This window comes from Polaribacter aestuariivivens, from assembly GCF_005885675.1.
Lineage (GTDB): Bacteria > Bacteroidota > Bacteroidia > Flavobacteriales > Flavobacteriaceae > Polaribacter > Polaribacter aestuariivivens.
This window is the reverse complement of the sequence record NZ_VANR01000001.1, coordinates 596,649-614,626: the sequence shown is the minus strand read 5'-3', so window position 1 is coordinate 614,626 and position 17,978 is coordinate 596,649. Positions and strand designations below refer to the sequence as shown.

General features: G+C 28.8%; 13 protein-coding genes. 3 read left to right on the top strand and 10 right to left on the bottom strand.

Translation table 11 applies throughout. The features are described from left to right. The first annotated feature begins 113 nt into the window (after positions 1-113). Entirely contained in the window at positions 114-2,516 is a 2,403-nt protein-coding gene (locus FDT66_RS02730) for a helix-turn-helix domain-containing protein (protein ID WP_138534610.1), read from the top strand. 136 nt (positions 2,517-2,652) lie between these two features. Here the strand turns inward: FDT66_RS02730 and FDT66_RS02725 are convergent, their stop codons facing one another. The 10 genes from FDT66_RS02725 to FDT66_RS02680 all read right to left on the bottom strand — a co-directional run bounded on the left by FDT66_RS02725 (position 2,653) and on the right by FDT66_RS02680 (position 16,704). Further along, positions 2,653-3,258 (bottom strand): MCP four helix bundle domain-containing protein, encoded by a 606-nt coding sequence (locus FDT66_RS02725; protein WP_138534609.1) that lies wholly within the window; start codon positions 3,256-3,258, stop codon positions 2,653-2,655. A gap of 40 nt (positions 3,259-3,298) precedes the next feature. Then, positions 3,299-4,834 carry a YifB family Mg chelatase-like AAA ATPase gene (locus tag FDT66_RS02720; protein WP_138534608.1) on the bottom strand — a complete coding sequence of 512 codons (1,536 nt, stop codon included), beginning with the start codon at positions 4,832-4,834 and terminating at the stop codon, positions 3,299-3,301. Positions 4,835-4,983: 149 nt separating this feature from the next. Next, positions 4,984-7,563, bottom strand: a complete 2,580-nt coding sequence (locus FDT66_RS02715; RefSeq protein WP_138534607.1) for a phosphoenolpyruvate carboxylase — start codon at positions 7,561-7,563, stop codon at positions 4,984-4,986. Positions 7,564-7,855: 292 nt separating this feature from the next. Further along, the gene (locus tag FDT66_RS02710) at positions 7,856-9,823 is read right to left on the bottom strand and encodes a protein-disulfide reductase DsbD family protein (protein ID WP_138534606.1); all 1,968 of its coding nucleotides are present in this window, start codon (positions 9,821-9,823) and stop codon (positions 7,856-7,858) included. 15 nt (positions 9,824-9,838) lie between these two features. Continuing rightward, on the bottom strand, positions 9,839-11,218 hold the full coding sequence (locus FDT66_RS02705; protein ID WP_138534605.1) for a TlpA family protein disulfide reductase: 1,380 nt from the start codon (positions 11,216-11,218) through the stop codon (positions 9,839-9,841). 57 nt (positions 11,219-11,275) lie between these two features. Next, entirely contained in the window at positions 11,276-12,580 is a 1,305-nt protein-coding gene (gene tilS, locus FDT66_RS02700; protein ID WP_138534713.1) for a tRNA lysidine(34) synthetase TilS, read from the bottom strand. 23 nt (positions 12,581-12,603) lie between these two features. After that, positions 12,604-12,840, bottom strand: coding sequence for a hypothetical protein (locus tag FDT66_RS02695; protein ID WP_138534604.1), 237 nt, complete (start codon positions 12,838-12,840; stop codon positions 12,604-12,606). A 21-nt stretch (positions 12,841-12,861) separates the two neighbouring features. Then, positions 12,862-14,175: an anthranilate synthase component I family protein gene (locus tag FDT66_RS02690; RefSeq protein ID WP_138534603.1), complete on the bottom strand. Its 1,314-nt coding sequence runs from the start codon at positions 14,173-14,175 to the stop codon at positions 12,862-12,864. Positions 14,176-14,196: 21 nt separating this feature from the next. Further along, the gene (locus tag FDT66_RS02685) at positions 14,197-15,414 is read right to left on the bottom strand and encodes a hypothetical protein (protein WP_138534602.1); all 1,218 of its coding nucleotides are present in this window, start codon (positions 15,412-15,414) and stop codon (positions 14,197-14,199) included. Positions 15,415-15,504: 90 nt separating this feature from the next. Continuing rightward, positions 15,505-16,704, bottom strand: a complete 1,200-nt coding sequence (locus FDT66_RS02680) for an aminotransferase class I/II-fold pyridoxal phosphate-dependent enzyme (RefSeq protein WP_138534601.1) — start codon at positions 16,702-16,704, stop codon at positions 15,505-15,507. A gap of 157 nt (positions 16,705-16,861) precedes the next feature. Here FDT66_RS02680 and FDT66_RS02675 point away from each other — a divergent pair, with 157 nt between their 5' ends. Both FDT66_RS02675 and FDT66_RS02670 read left to right on the top strand, forming a co-directional pair. Continuing rightward, positions 16,862-17,320 (top strand): Lrp/AsnC family transcriptional regulator, encoded by a 459-nt coding sequence (locus FDT66_RS02675; RefSeq protein WP_138534600.1) that lies wholly within the window; start codon positions 16,862-16,864, stop codon positions 17,318-17,320. 4 nt (positions 17,321-17,324) lie between these two features. Then, complete coding sequence (locus tag FDT66_RS02670; RefSeq protein WP_138534599.1) at positions 17,325-17,951, top strand: CPBP family intramembrane glutamic endopeptidase; 627 nt, start codon at positions 17,325-17,327, stop codon at positions 17,949-17,951. Positions 17,952-17,978 lie beyond the last annotated feature (27 nt).

The window sequence follows — 17,978 nt, the reverse complement described above, 5'->3', positions numbered from 1 at the left end:
GCATAGAAATTTTTGGTAATTTAATCACAACAAATAGCAATTTATAATAAGATTTTATCAAAAGAAATAACAAATAAAATTTAAAAGTTTTTAAAAGGAAAGTAGAAATTGAAATGATTGAAAATAAAGAACTTGAGCTTGCAATAAATTTCATCGAAAAAACGGATAGAAATCTGTTTATCACTGGAAAAGCAGGAACAGGAAAAACTACTTTTTTACATCAAATTAAAAAAGAATCATTAAAAAGAATGGTTATTGTTGCACCAACAGGAGTTGCAGCAATTAATGCAAAAGGCGTTACCATTCATTCTTTTTTTCAAATGCCTTTTGGACCTATTTTACCAAATCAGTCTCCAAATAACCAACAACGCAGATTTTCAAAAACAAAAATTGATATTATAAAATCATTAGATTTAGTAATTATCGATGAAATTTCTATGGTTCGTGCAGATTTATTAGATGGCATTGATCAAGTGATGCGTCGTTATAAAAATCGAAATAAAGTATTTGGTGGTGCACAAATTTTAATGATTGGCGATTTACAACAATTGGCGCCAGTTGTTCGTCCAAATGAATGGAGTTTGCTTCAAAATCATTATGAAACTGTTTACTTTTTTAGTTCAAAAGCTTTTCAAGAAGCAAATGTAGTTTCTATTGAATTAAAACATATTTATCGTCAGAAAAACGAAGATTTTATTACTATTTTAAATGAAATTCGAAACGATAATTTATCTTCAACATCTGCCAAAATTTTAAACGAACGTTATAATCCAACTTTCTCGCCAAGTAAAGAGGAAGGGTATATTACACTAACAACACATAATAACAGAGCGAATTTAATCAACAATTCAGAGCTGAATAAAATTACCAATAAAAGTCGTTTTTTTGAAGCTGAAATTTCAGGAAAATTCAGTGAAAACTCGTATCCAAATGCAGCGAAATTAGAATTAAAAGTAGGTGCACAAGTCATGTTTATTAAAAACGATTCTTCTCAAGAAAAAAGATATTTCAACGGAAAAATAGGAATTATTACAGACATTTCTAAAACCTCTGTAACCGTACAATGTGGTAATGAAGTTGATGAAATTGTTACAGAAAAAGAAACATGGTCTAATATTAATTACTCTATAAATGAGGAAACTAAAGAGATAAAAGAAGATTTGGTGGGTGCTTTTTCACAAATTCCATTACGTTTGGCTTGGGCAATTACTATTCATAAAAGTCAGGGTTTAACCTTCGAAAAAGCAATAATAGATGCTGAGGCTTCTTTTGCTCACGGGCAAACTTATGTAGCGTTAAGTAGGTGTACCTCTTTGGAAGGTTTGGTTTTAAAAACACCTATAACCAGCAACGCAATTATTAACGATAAAACCGTTAGCGTATTTAATCAAGAAATTGAAGAAAATCATCCTGACGAAAATATTTTAAACCAATCTGAAATTGAATTTCAACTCAATTTAATTTCGGAATTGTTTGATTACCAACCATTTTTGTATCCAGTTTCTAGATTAATTGATATTTTTTATAAAAATCAAACCAGTATAAAAGGCGATGTAATTGATCATCTGCAAACCATAAAAGATGATGGAGTAATTGCTTTAATGAAAGTTTCAAACGGATTTAAAAATCAACTAAAAATGCTTTCGGAAGACAATGTACTTCCAGAAAACAGTTCCAAAATTCATGAGCGATTTACAAAAGCAGTTGCCTATTTTTTAAATCACACACAAAATAACATTTCAAAACCTTTAGATGCCATTAATTTTTCCACAGATAATAAAGCTGTTAAAAAAGATTTTTCGAAACAATTTGATTCACTTCAAGAAAAGTTAGAAGAAAAGTTATTCGCCTTAAAAAAAATGACTACAGGATTTAAAGTTCAGACGTATTTAGAAGTAAGAGCAAAAGCGGTTTTACAAAAAATGGAACCTAAAAAGAAGAAAAAAGTTGCTTCGAAACGCGATCCAATTTTGGCTTTAAAACTACGAGAATTACGAGACGAAATTCGAATCGCAGAAAATATTCCTGCGTTTCAAATATTTACCCAAGAAACTTTATACGCCATGTGCGATGAGTTACCAAGAACCTCAAAAGAATTATTAAAAGTAAAAGGAATGGGTAAAACTCGAGTAGCAAAATATGGAGATGAAATTTTAGAAGTTATTAATAATTACTGCTCAGAAAACGGAATAAACAAATTTAACGAGCAGAAAAAAGAAGATAAAAAACCTACAAAACAAATTTCTTTTGAGTTGTTTAAATCAGGGTTATCAATCAAAGAAATTGCCAAAGAACGCAGTTTAACAGCAGGAACTATCGAAAATCATTTGGCGAATTACATTTCTTCTGGCGACATAGATGTGTTGGAATTAATTGAATTAAAACGCTATAAAAAAATCCGCAATCAAATTGAAGAAGCTGATGATGTAAAGGGTTTAACGGCTCTTAAAGAAAAGGTAGATTCCGATATTACCTACATGGAATTGAAAATGGTTTTAATGTCTATGGAAGCATAGTTTTTTTGAAGCTATTTCCTGCTTTCGTTACTCGCTTTTTATCTCTTTTCCAAGAGATAAAAGAGCTCAAACAAGCCACTCAATCAGGGCTACACTTGTTTGCTAGCCTATTGTAACCTCGTTTAGTAACTAGATGTTATAATTCACTTTTTTGTTTTTTTACCCTATAAAAAATAACAAATTGTACTATAAAACCAACTAAAATTAAAAACCCAATTTCTAAGTTAGATATAAACTTGTTGTTATCCAACGATTTTTGAGCAATACTAATTAAGTTTTTACTTTCAGATACTTGTATTAAAGCCAAATTATTTAAATCGGTTTCCAAAGCATCTAAATACTTCGTTACATTTTTGTTGTTACCACTATTAAAATTACTTTGCTCTATTTTATTAAGTTCGTTAAAATTCTTTTGTAAACTTTTAAATTTTTTAGATTCATTTGTGGTTAATTTAGTTTTTGCAAAAACATCAATTAACGTTTCAAATTGCGTGTTTAAAACTATTTCTTTATCAATAGCTGTACTATCTAAAAGTAAAATTCTTTTTTGATGTAAAATCCCACTCATTTTATAAACATAGTCTTGTGCTAAAATTCTATCATTATGTATGGTGTTTAAAGTGTTTTGTACAGTTTCAAAATGTCTTTTATCAATTCTATTAGTAGCCAATACCAATAAAAATACAATTGCAAGCGATAAACCTATATTTACTCTGTTTGTAGTATTTAGTTTTGTTAACATATTTTACTTTTTTAAGTTTAAAATAAATTGCTGTACTTAATTACCCTAGCCAACCATCTCTATCCAAACTTCTATATTGTATAGCTTCTGCAATATGATCTGGAGCAATGGCTTCACTATTCGCTAAATCTGCAATGGTTCTTGATACTTTTAAAATACGATCATAAGCTCTTGCAGACAAATTTAGTTTTTCCATTGCAGTTTTTAAAAGTAATTTACTTTCTTCTGATAAGATACAAAATTTACGAATTTGTTTCACATTCATTTGTGCATTATAATGTATGTTTTCAAAATCCTTAAAACGTTTAGATTGTATTTCTCTTGAAGCTGTAACTCGTTTTCTAATTTCTACAGAAGACTCTCCTTTTCGTTCTTCAGATAATTTTTCAAAAGGAACAGGAGTAACTTCAATATGAATGTCAATTCTATCTAAAAGAGGTCCAGAAATTTTACTTAAATAACGTTGCATTTCCTGTGGAGTAGAGGTCATTGGCGAATTTGGGTCGTTAAAAAAACCAGAGGGACTTGGATTCATGCTAGCTACTAGCATAAAACTACATGGATATGTTACTGTAAACTTTGCTCTAGAAATGGTAACGTCTCTATCTTCTAAAGGTTGTCTCATAACTTCTAAAACCTCTCTTTTAAATTCTGGTAATTCGTCTAAAAACAGTACACCATTATGAGATAATGAAATTTCTCCAGGTTTTGGATATTGGCCTCCACCAACAAGAGCAACATTGGAAATTGTATGATGTGGACTTCTAAAAGGTCGTTGATACATTAAACCTTCGTTTTTTGTTTTACCAACTACAGAATGAATTTTTGTTGTTTCTAAGGCTTCGTGCAATGTCATTGGAGGTAAAATACTTGGCAATCTTTTGGCTAACATTGTTTTTCCAGAACCTGGAGGACCAATTAAAATAATATTATGACCACCAGCAGCAGCAATTTCCATACAGCGTTTTATAGATTCTTGACCTTTTACATCAGAAAAGTCGAATTCTGGAAAATCGATATTTTTATAAAACTCTGCTCGAGTATCTACAATTGTAGGTTCAATTTTTTTATCATTATTAAAATGATTAATTACCTCCATAATATTATCTACTCCTAAAACCTCTAAATCACTTACAATAGCTGCTTCTTTAGCATTTTCTTTTGGTAAAATAAAGTGTTTAAAACCTTCTTCTCTTGCTTTAATTGCCATTGGCAATACGCCTCTAATGGGTTGTAAACTTCCGTCTAAAGAAAGTTCGCCCATGATAATATAGTCATTAATATTTGTAGATTGTATTTGATTAGAAGCTGTAAGAATGCCTATTGCTAGGGTTAAATCATAAGCTGCACCTTCTTTACGAATGTCTGCAGGTGCCATATTTATGATGATTTTTTTTCCAGGAAGTTTGTAATTATTATTATTTAAAGCAGCAGAAATTCTAAAAGAACTTTCGCTTACAGCTTTATCTGGCAAACCTACTAAGTGATAACCAATTCCTTTATCAATATTCACTTCTACAGTAATTGTAGTTGCTTCAATACCAAAAACAGCAGAACCAAAAACTTTAACGAGCATATTTTTTTGTTTAAATATAAAAAATAATTCACAATTGAATTATTATCAAACATTATACAATCAAAATAGGTGTTGTTTTATTAAAAAAAAAATCAGGTTATCTCTTAACTTAGAGGTAACCTGATTTTAAAAATTATTTTTTAAATATTTTATGCAGAGTTTCTACTCGCATTAATATTTCCAAATAAGGAACGCATCACCATTTTTTCAAAAACTTCTAACTCTTCAGAATTATCTTCGTTTTTTTGCAGTTCTTGAATTTTCTTTAAAGCATATTGTTGTATGGTTAATAGTGGTAAAACAATTTGCTCTCTAATTTCAATAGATGCTTTTCCTACAGGGAAATTTTCCATTAATTCTTTATGACCAGCTAACTTTAATAAGAGTCTTTTAGTAGTTTTAAACTCTTCATAAATCAATTTCCAAAACTCACCAAATTCTTTATCATTTGCCATGTATGCAGTTAGTTCAAAAAAAGATTTTGTTAAACTCATCATACTATTTTCTAAAAGTGTTTTAAAGAAATCTGAAGCATTATAAAACTCAACAATTTCGTCAAAACGATTGGCGTCTTCATATTTTTTTAAAGCAGTTCCTACTCCAAAAAAACCTGGTACATTTTGCTTTAATTGACTCCAACTCCCAACAAATGGAATGGCTCTTAGTGCAGAAAAATCTAAAGTATCAGAATTAGAACGTTTGCTAGGTCTACTACCAATATTTGTTTTTGCGTAGTATTTTAGTGTACTCATTTTTTCTAAGTACGGTAAAAATTTTGGATGATTTTTAAAATCAACATAAGTTTTATAGCTTGTTTTAGCTAAATCGTCAATTAGTTTTCTATGATTATCGTTTAATTGATCTTTCGTAAAAATATCATTTTTAATACCAGAGCTCAATAATTGTTCTAAATTGTATTGTGCTGAGTTTTTAGTACCAAAATTAGAGCTAATTGTTTGACCTTGAATGGTTAATTGAATTTCTTTGTCTTCAATAGTTGGCCCTAAAGAGGCATAAAATTGATGCGTTTTTCCTCCACCTCTTGCTGGTGGTCCTCCACGTCCGTCAAAGAAAATAACTTCAATATCAAATTCTCTAGAGATTTTGGTAAGTGCTTCTTTTGCTTTAAAGATACCCCAATTTGCCATTAAATAACCACCATCTTTTGTTCCGTCAGAAAAACCTAACATAATGGTTTGTTTATTTTTTCTTTTCGCTAAATGATGTCTGTATACTTTATTAGAATACAAAGTTCTCATAACATCTTCCGAATTAATTAAATCTTCTACAGTTTCAAAAAGTGGAATAACATCTACAGGTAATTCGTTTTCAAAACCACAAAGATTTAACATGGCAAATGTTTCCATAACATTTAAAGCAGTTTGGTTGTTGCTAATAATGTATCTATTTGCACCACGTTCTCCATTTCTTGCTTGTATTTCTTTTAAAGCGTACATGGATTCTATCGTTTTTACTGAAATTTCATCAGTTAAAATATTGGCGTCTATATTTCCTTTTACAACCGAAAGTATTTCTATTTGTTCTTTTTCTGAGAGGTGAAGATAGTTTTCTGGAAATGTAGTGTCACCAATTTGTTGCATGTCTTTTACAATTTGTGTAAATGCTTTATGGTGTACTCTACTATCTTGTCTAATATCTAGTGTTGCAAAATGAAAACCAAAAATTCTTACTTTATTAATAAAATCGTCTAATTCTTCAATAAATAAAGATTGATGCTTGGTCGCTACAATTTCTCTAGCAGCTGCTAACTCTTCTAAAAGAATTTTTTGTGAAAAATTTACCTTGCTATAACTTCTTACAACGTGTTTGTATAGTCTTTTTTCAATTCTTGTTAAAATTTCTTGAACACCATCAAAAGTAAAGCGTCTTTTTAACCTTCTTACATCTCTGTAGTAATTTCTTAAAATAGATTGACGTAATCTTTCAGCAACGTCTAATGTGATTTTTGTAGTAACAAACGGATTTCCATCTCTATCACCACCTGGCCAAAAACCAAGATCTATGATTTCATTATCCATAGGATTGCCATCATAAATGTTGTTTTGGATGTAGTTGTAAATTTTACTTACAGATTCATAAAATACATTTTCTAAATACCAAATCAAACTCACAGCCTCATCAAAAGGCGATGGCTTTTCTTTTTTATAAAATGGTGTTTTTCCTAATTGTGCAAGTAATTTTTTTATCAATAACAAATCATCTTCTTGAATTGCTTTGTCTAAATCTGTAATGATTCCTAAGACAGATCCTGGATAAAATTGTGTTGGATGTGCAGTTAAAACTACACGTACTTTAAACTCTTCTAAATAGGCTTTTAGTTCTTCTTTTTTATCTCCTAAAATGGCTGTTTCTTTTGAGTTTCTTAGCGTTCCAATACCATCCATATTATTTACAACAGGAAAAGCTGCATCTTCAATGGCATCAAATAATACAACTTGACGCTCTATATATTGTATGAATCGAAATAATAAATCAGTTTTTTCTTTATCAGAAGGGTTTTCTTGGTATTTTTTAAAAAACGTTTCTACAATTTCTGTAGGATTTTTACCCTCTTCAAATCCTTTTTTACATACTTCATGAAATAAAGGTAGTAAAACACCAGTATTGTTAATAGTATCAAAAGGTAAAGTCATAAAAATACTGTTGTAAATTTGGTATTTTGACAACACATTTTCATTAAAACGAGAAAGTTTAGGTAATGCAGACATTTTTTGTATATTTTATAAGGTAAAGCTACAAAAAAGTGATGTTACAGAACTTGTTTTTTTCTTAATAATTGCCTATTTATTTACGAAAACGATATAAATAAAAGGGGAAATTTAAAGAAAATAAAATAGCTGCATATATTTCTTGTTTTTTAAATAATGTCAAATTCTTGAGGTAAGTGAATCTTAAAAAAACAATTCAGTATATTTTTACTGAAAACCTTTTATAAAATATTGGTGTAATATTTTTTGTAAATTATAAATGTATAATTTACTGTTTTTATCCCTAAAACATTTACTTCTTAAAATTATCCAGCCCTTTTTCTAACCAATTTTTGTAGGTTTCAATATCTGTATATTGTTGTGGAGTGTTTAAAATTTCTAAATCAGCATTCATTAACACATAATATGGTTGAGATGCATTTTTAAAATTTAAAACCTGGAAAGTAGACCATTTATCACCATAACTTTTAATTTTTTTAACTTTTCCATTTGCTTTTACAAAATCGAACTGTTCTGATGCTGGAAGTTCTTTTTCATTATCATCAACATATAAAGAAATTAACACATAATCGTTTTTTAAAATTGAATAAATTTCTGGATTACTCCAAACATTTTCTTCCATTTTACGACAGTTTACACAAGCCCAACCTGTAAAATCTAATAAAATGGGTTTGTTGGTTTCTTTTGCAGCATTTAAGCCTTCATCAAAATCTTTATAGCAGTTTAAACCTAAAGGACAGTCTGATTCTTGTTCGTAAATACTATAAAATTGTGGAGGAGGAAAACCGCTTAATGAATGTAAGCTCCAAGTTGGATTTTTAAAAGTTCCAGGAATTAAATAAATTACAAATGCAATTACTAAAACACCAAAAGAAATTCTAAAAAACGATAGTTTTTTAATTGGAGAATCATGAGGGAATTTTATTTTACCTAATAAATACAATGCTAATCCTAAGAAAATCAGAATCCAAATACCAATAAAAATTTCACGTTTTAAAAAATCCCAATGACCAACTAAATCTGAATTTGACAAGAATTTAAAAGCGAAAGCTAGTTCTAAAAAACCTAAAATTACTTTGGTGGTATTTAACCATCCACCAGATTTTGGTAAAGAGTTTAGTAAGTTAGGAAACAAAGCAAATAATGCAAAGGGTAGTGCTAGAGCTAGTCCAAAACCTGTCATACCCGCAGAAAGTTGAAATGCAGGATTACCAACTGTACCTAAAGAACCTGCTAAAAGTGAACCCAAAATTGGTCCTGTGCAAGAAAATGATACAATTGCTAAAGTTAGTGCCATGAAAAACACCCCTATAAAACCTCCAACATTTGAGGCAGAATCCATCTTGTTTCCCCAAGAACTTGGCAGTGTTATTTCGTAAAAACCAAAAAAAGAAAATGCAAAAAACACTAAAATGACAAAAAAGAAAATGTTCAACCAAATATTTGTTGAAATGGTGTTTAATATATTTGGGTCTAAGCCATCAATTAAGTGAAAAGGAACACTTAATAGAATGTAAATTATTACAATAAAAACACCATATAAAATGGCGTTTAAAATTCCTTTTCTTTTACTTTGAGATTGTTTTGTGAAAAACGAAACCGTTAATGGTATCATTGGAAATACACATGGTGTTAAAAGCGCTAACAAACCTCCAACAAAACCTAATAGAAAAATATTAAAAAGAGAATCACCTGTATCAGAGTTATCTGTTTTTACTTCTAGTAAAGCTGTGTTTTTTAAATCTAATTTTAAATTTTGAGTTAATTTTTTACTTTTAAAATTTAAAACAATAGTTATTTTTTCTAGCTTTTTCCCATCCAATGCAAAAGAAAAAGACTCTTCTACCTGAATACATGCTTCTTTACAAACTTGCCCGTAAACATCTATTGTAATTGAGGTAATGCTTGTATCTGTGATTTTTACCCTTTGAGTTATGGTTGCATTATCTTTAAAGAAAATTTCTTCCTTTTCCCAAATTTCCGAAAACTCTTTTACAGTTTCACTTTCTATAGCCTTACCAATTAATTCGTAACCAGTTTTGTTTTCTGGAATTACAATTTCTAATGGTTGTGAAGCGCCTTCTGGATTGTATTGCGAATACAAATGCCACTCTTGTAATAAGTTTGCTTTTAGAACTACATCATATTCAGTTTCTGAAATTTTATTGATAGAAGAGTTCCAAACAATAGGATTGTTTTCTGTTTGTGAAAATCCTGTAAAAGCAATGAAAAATATGAAAAAGGGAAAAAAAATCTTCATTATAACTTTAAACTTTTATATGTCTAATTCGTTTAATAAGGTTACTAATTTTTCGTTAGAAGGTCTTGGAGCATTTGCAGTAACAATATTTCCTTGAGGATCTAACAAAATAAAACGTGGAATTCCTTTGATCATATAATCTTCTATAAATTGAGACTCCCAATTATTATCTGCCATTAATTGCATACCACCTAACTCCCTATCTACAATCATTTTTTTCCATTTATCATGGTCTTTTTCTTCGTCGATAGAAATACTTAAAAATTGAATATTCTTGTCATGAAATTCCTTTTCAATTTTCTTCAAAGAAGGAATTTCGGCAATACAAGGTCCACACCAAGTTGCCCAAACATCTATATAAACATATTTTCCTTTTAAGTCGCTTAACGATTTTGTGCCACCTGCATTGTTTTCATAATCCGTAAATTGTGGAGAAGGATTTCCTTTTGCTAAAGATTTTAATTTTTTATAATCTGCTGCTATTTTTTCATTGTTTTTTTCATTTGTAGAATTTTCAGAAAAAATCGCATAATACTCTTCTAAATTATCTGTGTAAGTAATTCCATACAAGGCATCTTCAAGCAAAAGTTTGTTTTTTATTGTCTGGTTTTTTAATTCTGATATTGCTTTTAAATAAGCAATATCTCTAGATAAGGTTGAATCTTTTTCTACCAAATCATTTGCTTTATCTCTTAACTTAGAACCAACAATACTTCTGTAATATGTAGAGTAAAGAAAATCACTTTCATTTTCAATCTCTACATTTTTTAGTTCATCAAGAAAATTTTCTGAAGCTTTAAAATCTCTATTTCCAACATAATAACCGTGATAAGAAGGGTAATTGTTAAGCGTTGCTAAATATTCGTAATTAATATCTTTTTCTTCTTTTGTTTTAAAATCTTCAGGAATTGCATCTGTTTTTACAAGTAGGTTTTCTTTAGCGCTTTTCGCTGCTAATAATTCTTCTTTAAAAGCTGCTTCCTCTTTAGAATAAAGTGTTTTGTTGTCACTTATTAAATCTTTTGAAAGACGATTTTTTTCAATTAAATAATTGTTAATGGCAGTTGTGTTTCCTTTAAAAGTTATTGTAGAGTCTTTTTCTTTTGCGTTGTAAGTAATGTTTACATCACTTCCATTTGGAGCGTATAAAACCGTCATGTTTCTACCTTCTCTAAACAGATAAAAGTCAGTATTCATTTTTAAAGTATCGCTAAAAGTACCATCTGCTGCAATATTAATTTCTGTTTTTTGGCTTGTATCAAATTGACTATAAATGGTTATTTTTTCTGCATCTGTATTTTCTATTTTACCAGAAATAAGTGAATAATCTATTTCTTTCTCTGGTTTACAAGATATTATTACTATTGCTGCTATGAAGAGCCATAAATTTTTCATAATTAAGTTTGTTTTTGGTTAAAGTTTTATAAAGTTTTAAAGGTACAAAAACCTTTTTTATTTATGTTTTATTAGGGTTATTTTTATATTTTTCGAGGCTGTTTTTGATACAAATCTTTGGTCTTGTCTTTTACCAATTACCCAAATAATTTCATTTTTTGAGTTGCAAAGTAACCATAAGTCTTTCTTTTCAAAGAGTGATAGTTTTTCGTCTTTAAAGTATTTACTTAGCTTCTTTTTTCCTTGCATTCCTAAAGGATAAAAATAGTCGCCATTTTCCCATTTTCTAACAATTAATGGAAACTGTAATTTTTCTGCACCAACATATATAGTGTTTTTATGTTGTTTGTTTTCTTGAGTAACTTCTTCAAAAGTTAACTGAATTGGACTTTTAATTTCCTTAGTGTTTTCGTGAATAAAATAGGAGGGTTCTTGTGCGATTTCAAAATCTCTATCAGATAAAATTAAAAAGTTTCTGTCTTTTAATAAAATATGCGATTCAGATAAAATTTGTTTGCCAGATTGTGCTGATAGTAAATTAAAAACGTCATTCCACTCTGTAAATTGATATTTTTTTAAAATTTCATACAAGTAGGCTTTTGGGTTTTTTAATTGTTGAATTTTAGAAATTTCAAATTTTAAAATACCGTCTTTTTCAGTAGTAATTTCTTTAACAACATCTTTAATTCTGTCATTAATAATTTCTTTACTTTCTTTTAAATTATCAATAGTTTTAGCGAAAGAAGTTAACAAATTGGGGTTAATTTCTTTTAAAACTGGCGCAATTTGATGTCTTATTTTATTACGAACATATTTTGTGGAAGCATTGCTTTGATCTTCTCGCCAAGAAATATTATTTGAAGTAGCATATGCTTTAATTTCCTCTCTAGAAAAGGGTAATAAAGGGCGAATAATATTTCCATTTATTTCTGGAATCCCTGTAAAACCATCCAACCCAGAACCACGTGTTAAATTGATAAGAAATGTTTCTAAAATATCATCTGCATGATGTGCTGTTAAAACAAAATCGAAATTATGTGTTTCAATGAGTTCTTGAAACCACTCATATCTAAACTCTCTTGCCGCTAGCTGAATTGAACCATTAGGATTGATTAAAACATTTGTTGTAAACGTTTGTAAATTTAGTTTTTCGCCTAAATTAATTACAAATTCTTCGTCCAAATCACTTTCTAAGCCTCGAAGTTGAAAGTTACAATGCGCTAAAGAAACAGTAAAATTTAAGGTTGTTAAAAGTTGTGCTAAAACTACAGAATCTACTCCTCCAGAAATTGCAATCAATAGTTTTTTATCCTTTAAAAAAGGAAGGTTTTTATATATATGGTTTTTAAATTTGTTTTGCATTTCAGTATCAAAAGTAAGGTTTTTTAACGTTGCTTTTTCAACCAAACTCTTATCTCTTTTCTTAAAGACATTTCGGGTTTTGGTAACGGAATTGTTTTACCAAATTGTTTGCTTCTGTTAAATTTTGAAAACGCAATTTTTAATTGTTTCCATTCAGCAGGATACAATTCTAAAAATTTATTAAACATATTTTGTTCACCAGGTTTTTCAGTTAAACTTTCATATGTTTTTTGAAAAAGTATTTCTTTATTTGGAATCATTTAAAGCTATTTTTTAAAAAATTATTCAGAGTTTAATAAAACATATTTCATTGCTTTTGCTTTTAATAAACACTCTTCATATTCTTTTTCTGAAGAAGATTTTATTGTAATTGCACCTCCTACAGAGTATGAAACGTACTTTTTTTCTTCATTGTATAAAATGCTTCTTATTACTACGTTAAAATCAAAATTGTTAGTTGGTGTAAAATAGCCAATGGCACCTGAATACAAACCACGTTTGGTTTCTTCAAGGTTTTCTATGATTTTCGTCGCAGAAACTTTTGGAGCTCCAGTCATACTTCCCATTGGAAAACTTTCTTTAATAACATCTACAGGATGTGTGTTTTGTTCAATTTCAGAAACTACTGTAGAAATCATTTGATGCACTTGTTTAAAAGAATATACTTTGCACAATTCTTCAACCTTTACACTTCCTTTTGTAGCGGTTTTAGATAAGTCATTTCTTACCAAATCTACAATCATAACATTTTCTGCTTGTTCTTTTTGGTCTCTAGCTAAATCTGCTGCAATTTTTTCATCATCAATTTTACTTACCAACCTTTTTGCAGTTCCTTTGATGGGTTGTGAAATTATTTTTAAATCTTCTTTTCTAAGGTATCTTTCTGGTGAAGCACATAATGCATATTGATGATCTATCTTCAAAAAAGAAGCAAAAGGAGGTTCAGAAATTTCGTTTAAATGCTTGTAAACTTCTATAGGATTTATAGTTGAATTTTCGGCATAAAATTCTTGACAGAAATTAGCTTCATAAATATCACCTCTTTTTATATGCTCTAAAACTTTGTTTACCTTTTTGTGATATTCATCTTTATGAATTCTTAGTTTTATTTTAACCTCGGAGTTAGATTTTTCACTTTTAAGATTTTTCGATTGCGATGTGTTTTTAGAAATTTCAACAAAATCAATTTCAATTTCATCATCTACCATTTTTAAATAGTGAAATTCTACAAAATTTTCTTTAATGAAAATTAATTTTTGAGGTTGAAAAAAATACAAGTCAGCAAATTGTAAACCATCAAAATTATTAGAATGTAGTTTTTCTACATCATTTTTTACATCGTAAGAAATGTATCCAAAAATATAATCATTTGTAATAGTTTGATATTCTTTTAGTTTTTCAAAAGCGTTATTATAATCTGTTTTGATGGCAGTAAATTCTTCTACGGCTAAAGCAGCATTAAAACTGGTATATTGTTGTTCGTAATTATTAGAATCTAACCAAAGTGCAGTTGTAAATTTTTGGCTCCAATACAATAAATTTTGTTTGAAATGCTTACTATTGTCAACAGAAAAAGTACGAATGGTTCTTTGCATATTTGTACAAAAATACAAATCTTATTTGTTAGAAATAGGAATTTTTAAACTGATTCCTGTTTGTACATCTGGAGAATTATTTAATGATAAATCTTCTTTTAAATATATAGAAAAGTTGTAGTTTTTTCTACCATAGGTGTAAATCCAACTCCAAGCAGATTGGTAATCGTACAGTTTTTCAAATCCGTTTTGCCAACCAGAATGAATTTCTTGCCATTTACCTACCAATTGATAATAATTGGCTTCGTCTTGTTTGCTAAAACTTGTTTGAATTTGATAATTTGCAGAAATTGAATGGTAGTTTCCCTTGCGAGTGTATTTTGTGTACTCTAACATTGCTTCGAAACTGCCCAAATATTTGTTGTTTCCGAGCTGAACGTTTTCTTTAAAATTTATAATATTTCTTGTTAAAATGGCAGTTCCAAATGCAGTTCTTATTTCATTTGTGTTTTTTAGTATCCATTTTTTTACAATATTTCCAGAAAAACCAAAATCTATAGAAGGATTTTCTTTAGAAGTATTAATACCTAAATGAGATCCAAAATTTACAGAAATATTTCTTTTTTTAAGTTTGATAAAATTTGGATAGTAAAAATGATTTACCTCAATTCCTGCAAAAATAAATTGACCATCTTTTAATTCTAATTTTTTTCCATTTCTATCTTGATAACGAACATGTACTTGGTTCAAACCATAATATTTTCGTCCGAAAGGATCTTCTCCACCAGCAATATTGCTATGAAACCACTCTATCGTTTCATCACTTGTAAAAAATGAAAACGGATATTTTCCTTTGGTAACTAAATAGGAGCGAAGTGTAATACCAATTTCGTGGTTTTTAGCAATTTTGGTGTTAAAATCGATTCTAAAATTTTTAAAAACGGCATCAATAATAATATTCTCATATTCAGCAGGTGTGCTTTGTTGGTCTCTATAAAAATTTCTATTAAACCAAATTTGCTCACGCAGTTGATTTCTAGTGGCTTCATCTTTTGGTAAATACATTTCTACAAACGGATGAAATGTATTTGCGCTAGAAAGGGAAAAAATTACAGTAGTTTTTTCTGGTGTACGAACTTTAAAGTTTTGATTTATTCTAGCAGAAAACAACCCAAAATGATGTATTGGTAACATGCTTGGTTTGTCTATTCCGTTTTTTAAAGAAATAGAATCTTGCTTTTGTCCGAAGGAAAAAAGAGAAAATAAAATGTATGAAAGAAAGAAAAACTTCTTTTGCATTTGGTAAAAATACGCAAAGTTTTAAAATGCTAAGATGTCACAAAACTTAAATACACAAATTTTTGAAAGACGTTTTATATTACAATAAAGTTATAAAACACCAACTTCTTTCATGCAAGTTTTCATCATTTGGTATGTTCTTTCTATATGAGCATCTAAGCCAATAGAGAAACGAATTAAACCATCACTTAAACCCATTTCTTTTTGTTCTTTTTCTGGTATTTCAGATGATGTTGAACTTCCTGGAGCAGAAAACAATGTTTTGTAAAAACCTAAACTTACAGCTAAATAACCCAAGTTTTTGTGTTGCATAAGCTCCATTAATTCATTTGCTTTTTCTAGCGAACCAACATCAATAGTTAACATACCTCCAAAACCATATTCGGTATTCATCATACTTTTAAAAAGGTTGTGTGAAGGATGAGATTGTAAACCTGGATATACTGTTTTTAAACCATCTTTTTCAAACTTTTCGGCTAAAAAAGAAGCGTTAAAACTATGTTGTTTCATTCTAATATGTAACGTTCTTAAATTTTTTAGTATTGATGATGCTCTTAAAGAATCCATAGTTGAGCCTAATAACATACTTGCACCACTATTTACGTTTCGCAAATCGTTTATAAATTCTTGTGATGCACAAACTACACCACCAACAGTATCTGAAGAACCGTTTATAAATTTGGTTAAACTGTGGCATACAATATCTGCTCCAAGTTTTATAGGCGAAATGGATAATGGTGAAAACGTATTGTCTACCACCAATGTTAAGTTGTGTTTTTTTGCTAATTTGGATAAACCAGCTATATCAGCAACTTCTAAAAGAGGATTGCTTACAGATTCGCAATACAAAACTTTTGTGTTTTTGGTAATTGCAGCTTCTACAATTTCTAATTTTGTAATATCTACAAATGAAGTTTCTACTCCAAATCTTGGTGTAAAGTTTTTTAAGAAAGCATACGTACCACCATAAATGGTTCTGCTAGAAACAATATGATCTCCAGCACCACATAATTGCATTAAAACAGGTGTAATTGCGCCCATTCCAGAAGCTGAAACGTTTGCAGTTTCTGTACCTTCCATTGCAGCTAAAGCTTCACCTAAATATAAGTTTGAAGGCGATGAATGACGTGAATATAAATAACAACCATCTGCATTTCCTTCAAAAGTATCAAACATTGTTTTTGCGGAAAGAAATGTGTACGTTGAAGAATCTGAAATTGAAGGATTTACTCCACCAAATTCACCAAAATATTGTAAATCTTGAATTTTATCTGCAGGATTGAATTTCATAATTAAATGTTTTAATTTTATGTAAAAATAGCTTTACTTAGAATTTATATCAATACTTAGGGTTTAATATAGATTTTTATTCTATATTAATTTAATATATTAGTTTTTAAAACTATATTTAAACATCTCTTTTCTTTATTTTAGAAAATTTTTAATTATGACACTAGATAAAACGGATAAAAAACTAATTAATTTGCTTCAAAAGGATAGCAAACAAACCACAAAACAACTTTCTCTTCAGTTAAATTTATCTGTAACTGCAGTTTATGAGCGTATTAAGAAATTAGAAAAAGAAAAAGTGATTGAAAAGTATGTGGCTATCATCAATAAAAATAAAATTGAAAAATCTTTTTTAGTTTTTTGCCACATTAAATTGGTACAGCACTCAAAAGAATATGTAATTACATTTGAGCGTGAAATTTTAAAATTGGAAGAAGTTTCTGAATGTTTTCATGTTAGTGGCGATTATGATTATGTTTTAAAAATTTATGTAAAAGATATGGATGCATATCGTGATTTTATGGTTACCAAATTAACTGCCATAAAGTATATTGGAAGTACACATAGTATTTTTACAATTGGTAAAGTGAAAAATACAACATCTATAAATGTTTGATTTTATGAAAACTGTAAATTATAAACTCATAGAGCTTTTTTTCTTGTTTGTACTAATTCCTATTAGTTTTACGATTAATTATTTGCCAATTTTAAAATTAAGTATTGGTGTTTTGGGTTTTGTGTATGTTTTGTATGTGCTTTTTAAGGTTGAAAAAATTCAATTTAAAATTAGAAAAGATATTCATTGGAAAGACTTTTGGAGAACGACTTTTTTAAAGTTTTTAGTAATTGCAATAGTAACAACTTTGTTTGTATGGTTTACTGACAATGATAGTTTTTTTAATGTTGTTTTACACAAACCAATAAAGTGGCTTTTAATTTTGTTTTTTTATGCTGCTTTTTCAGTATATCCTCAAGAATTACTTTATAGAACTTTTTACTTTAAACGTTATAAAAACTTATTTAAAAATGAACGTTTATTTATTTTTATAAATGCTATTTTATTTTCGTTAGCACATCTTTTTTTTAAAAACAGCATTGTAATTGCAATTACTTTTATTGGTGGTTTGTTGTTTGCAATTACTTACAATAAAACAAAATCAACGTTTTTAGTTTCAATAGAACACGCACTTTATGGCTGTTGGCTTTTTACTGTTGGTATGGGAAGTATGTTGGGTTTTCCAACTTAATAAAATTAAAAAAGTCCGAAATTTTCA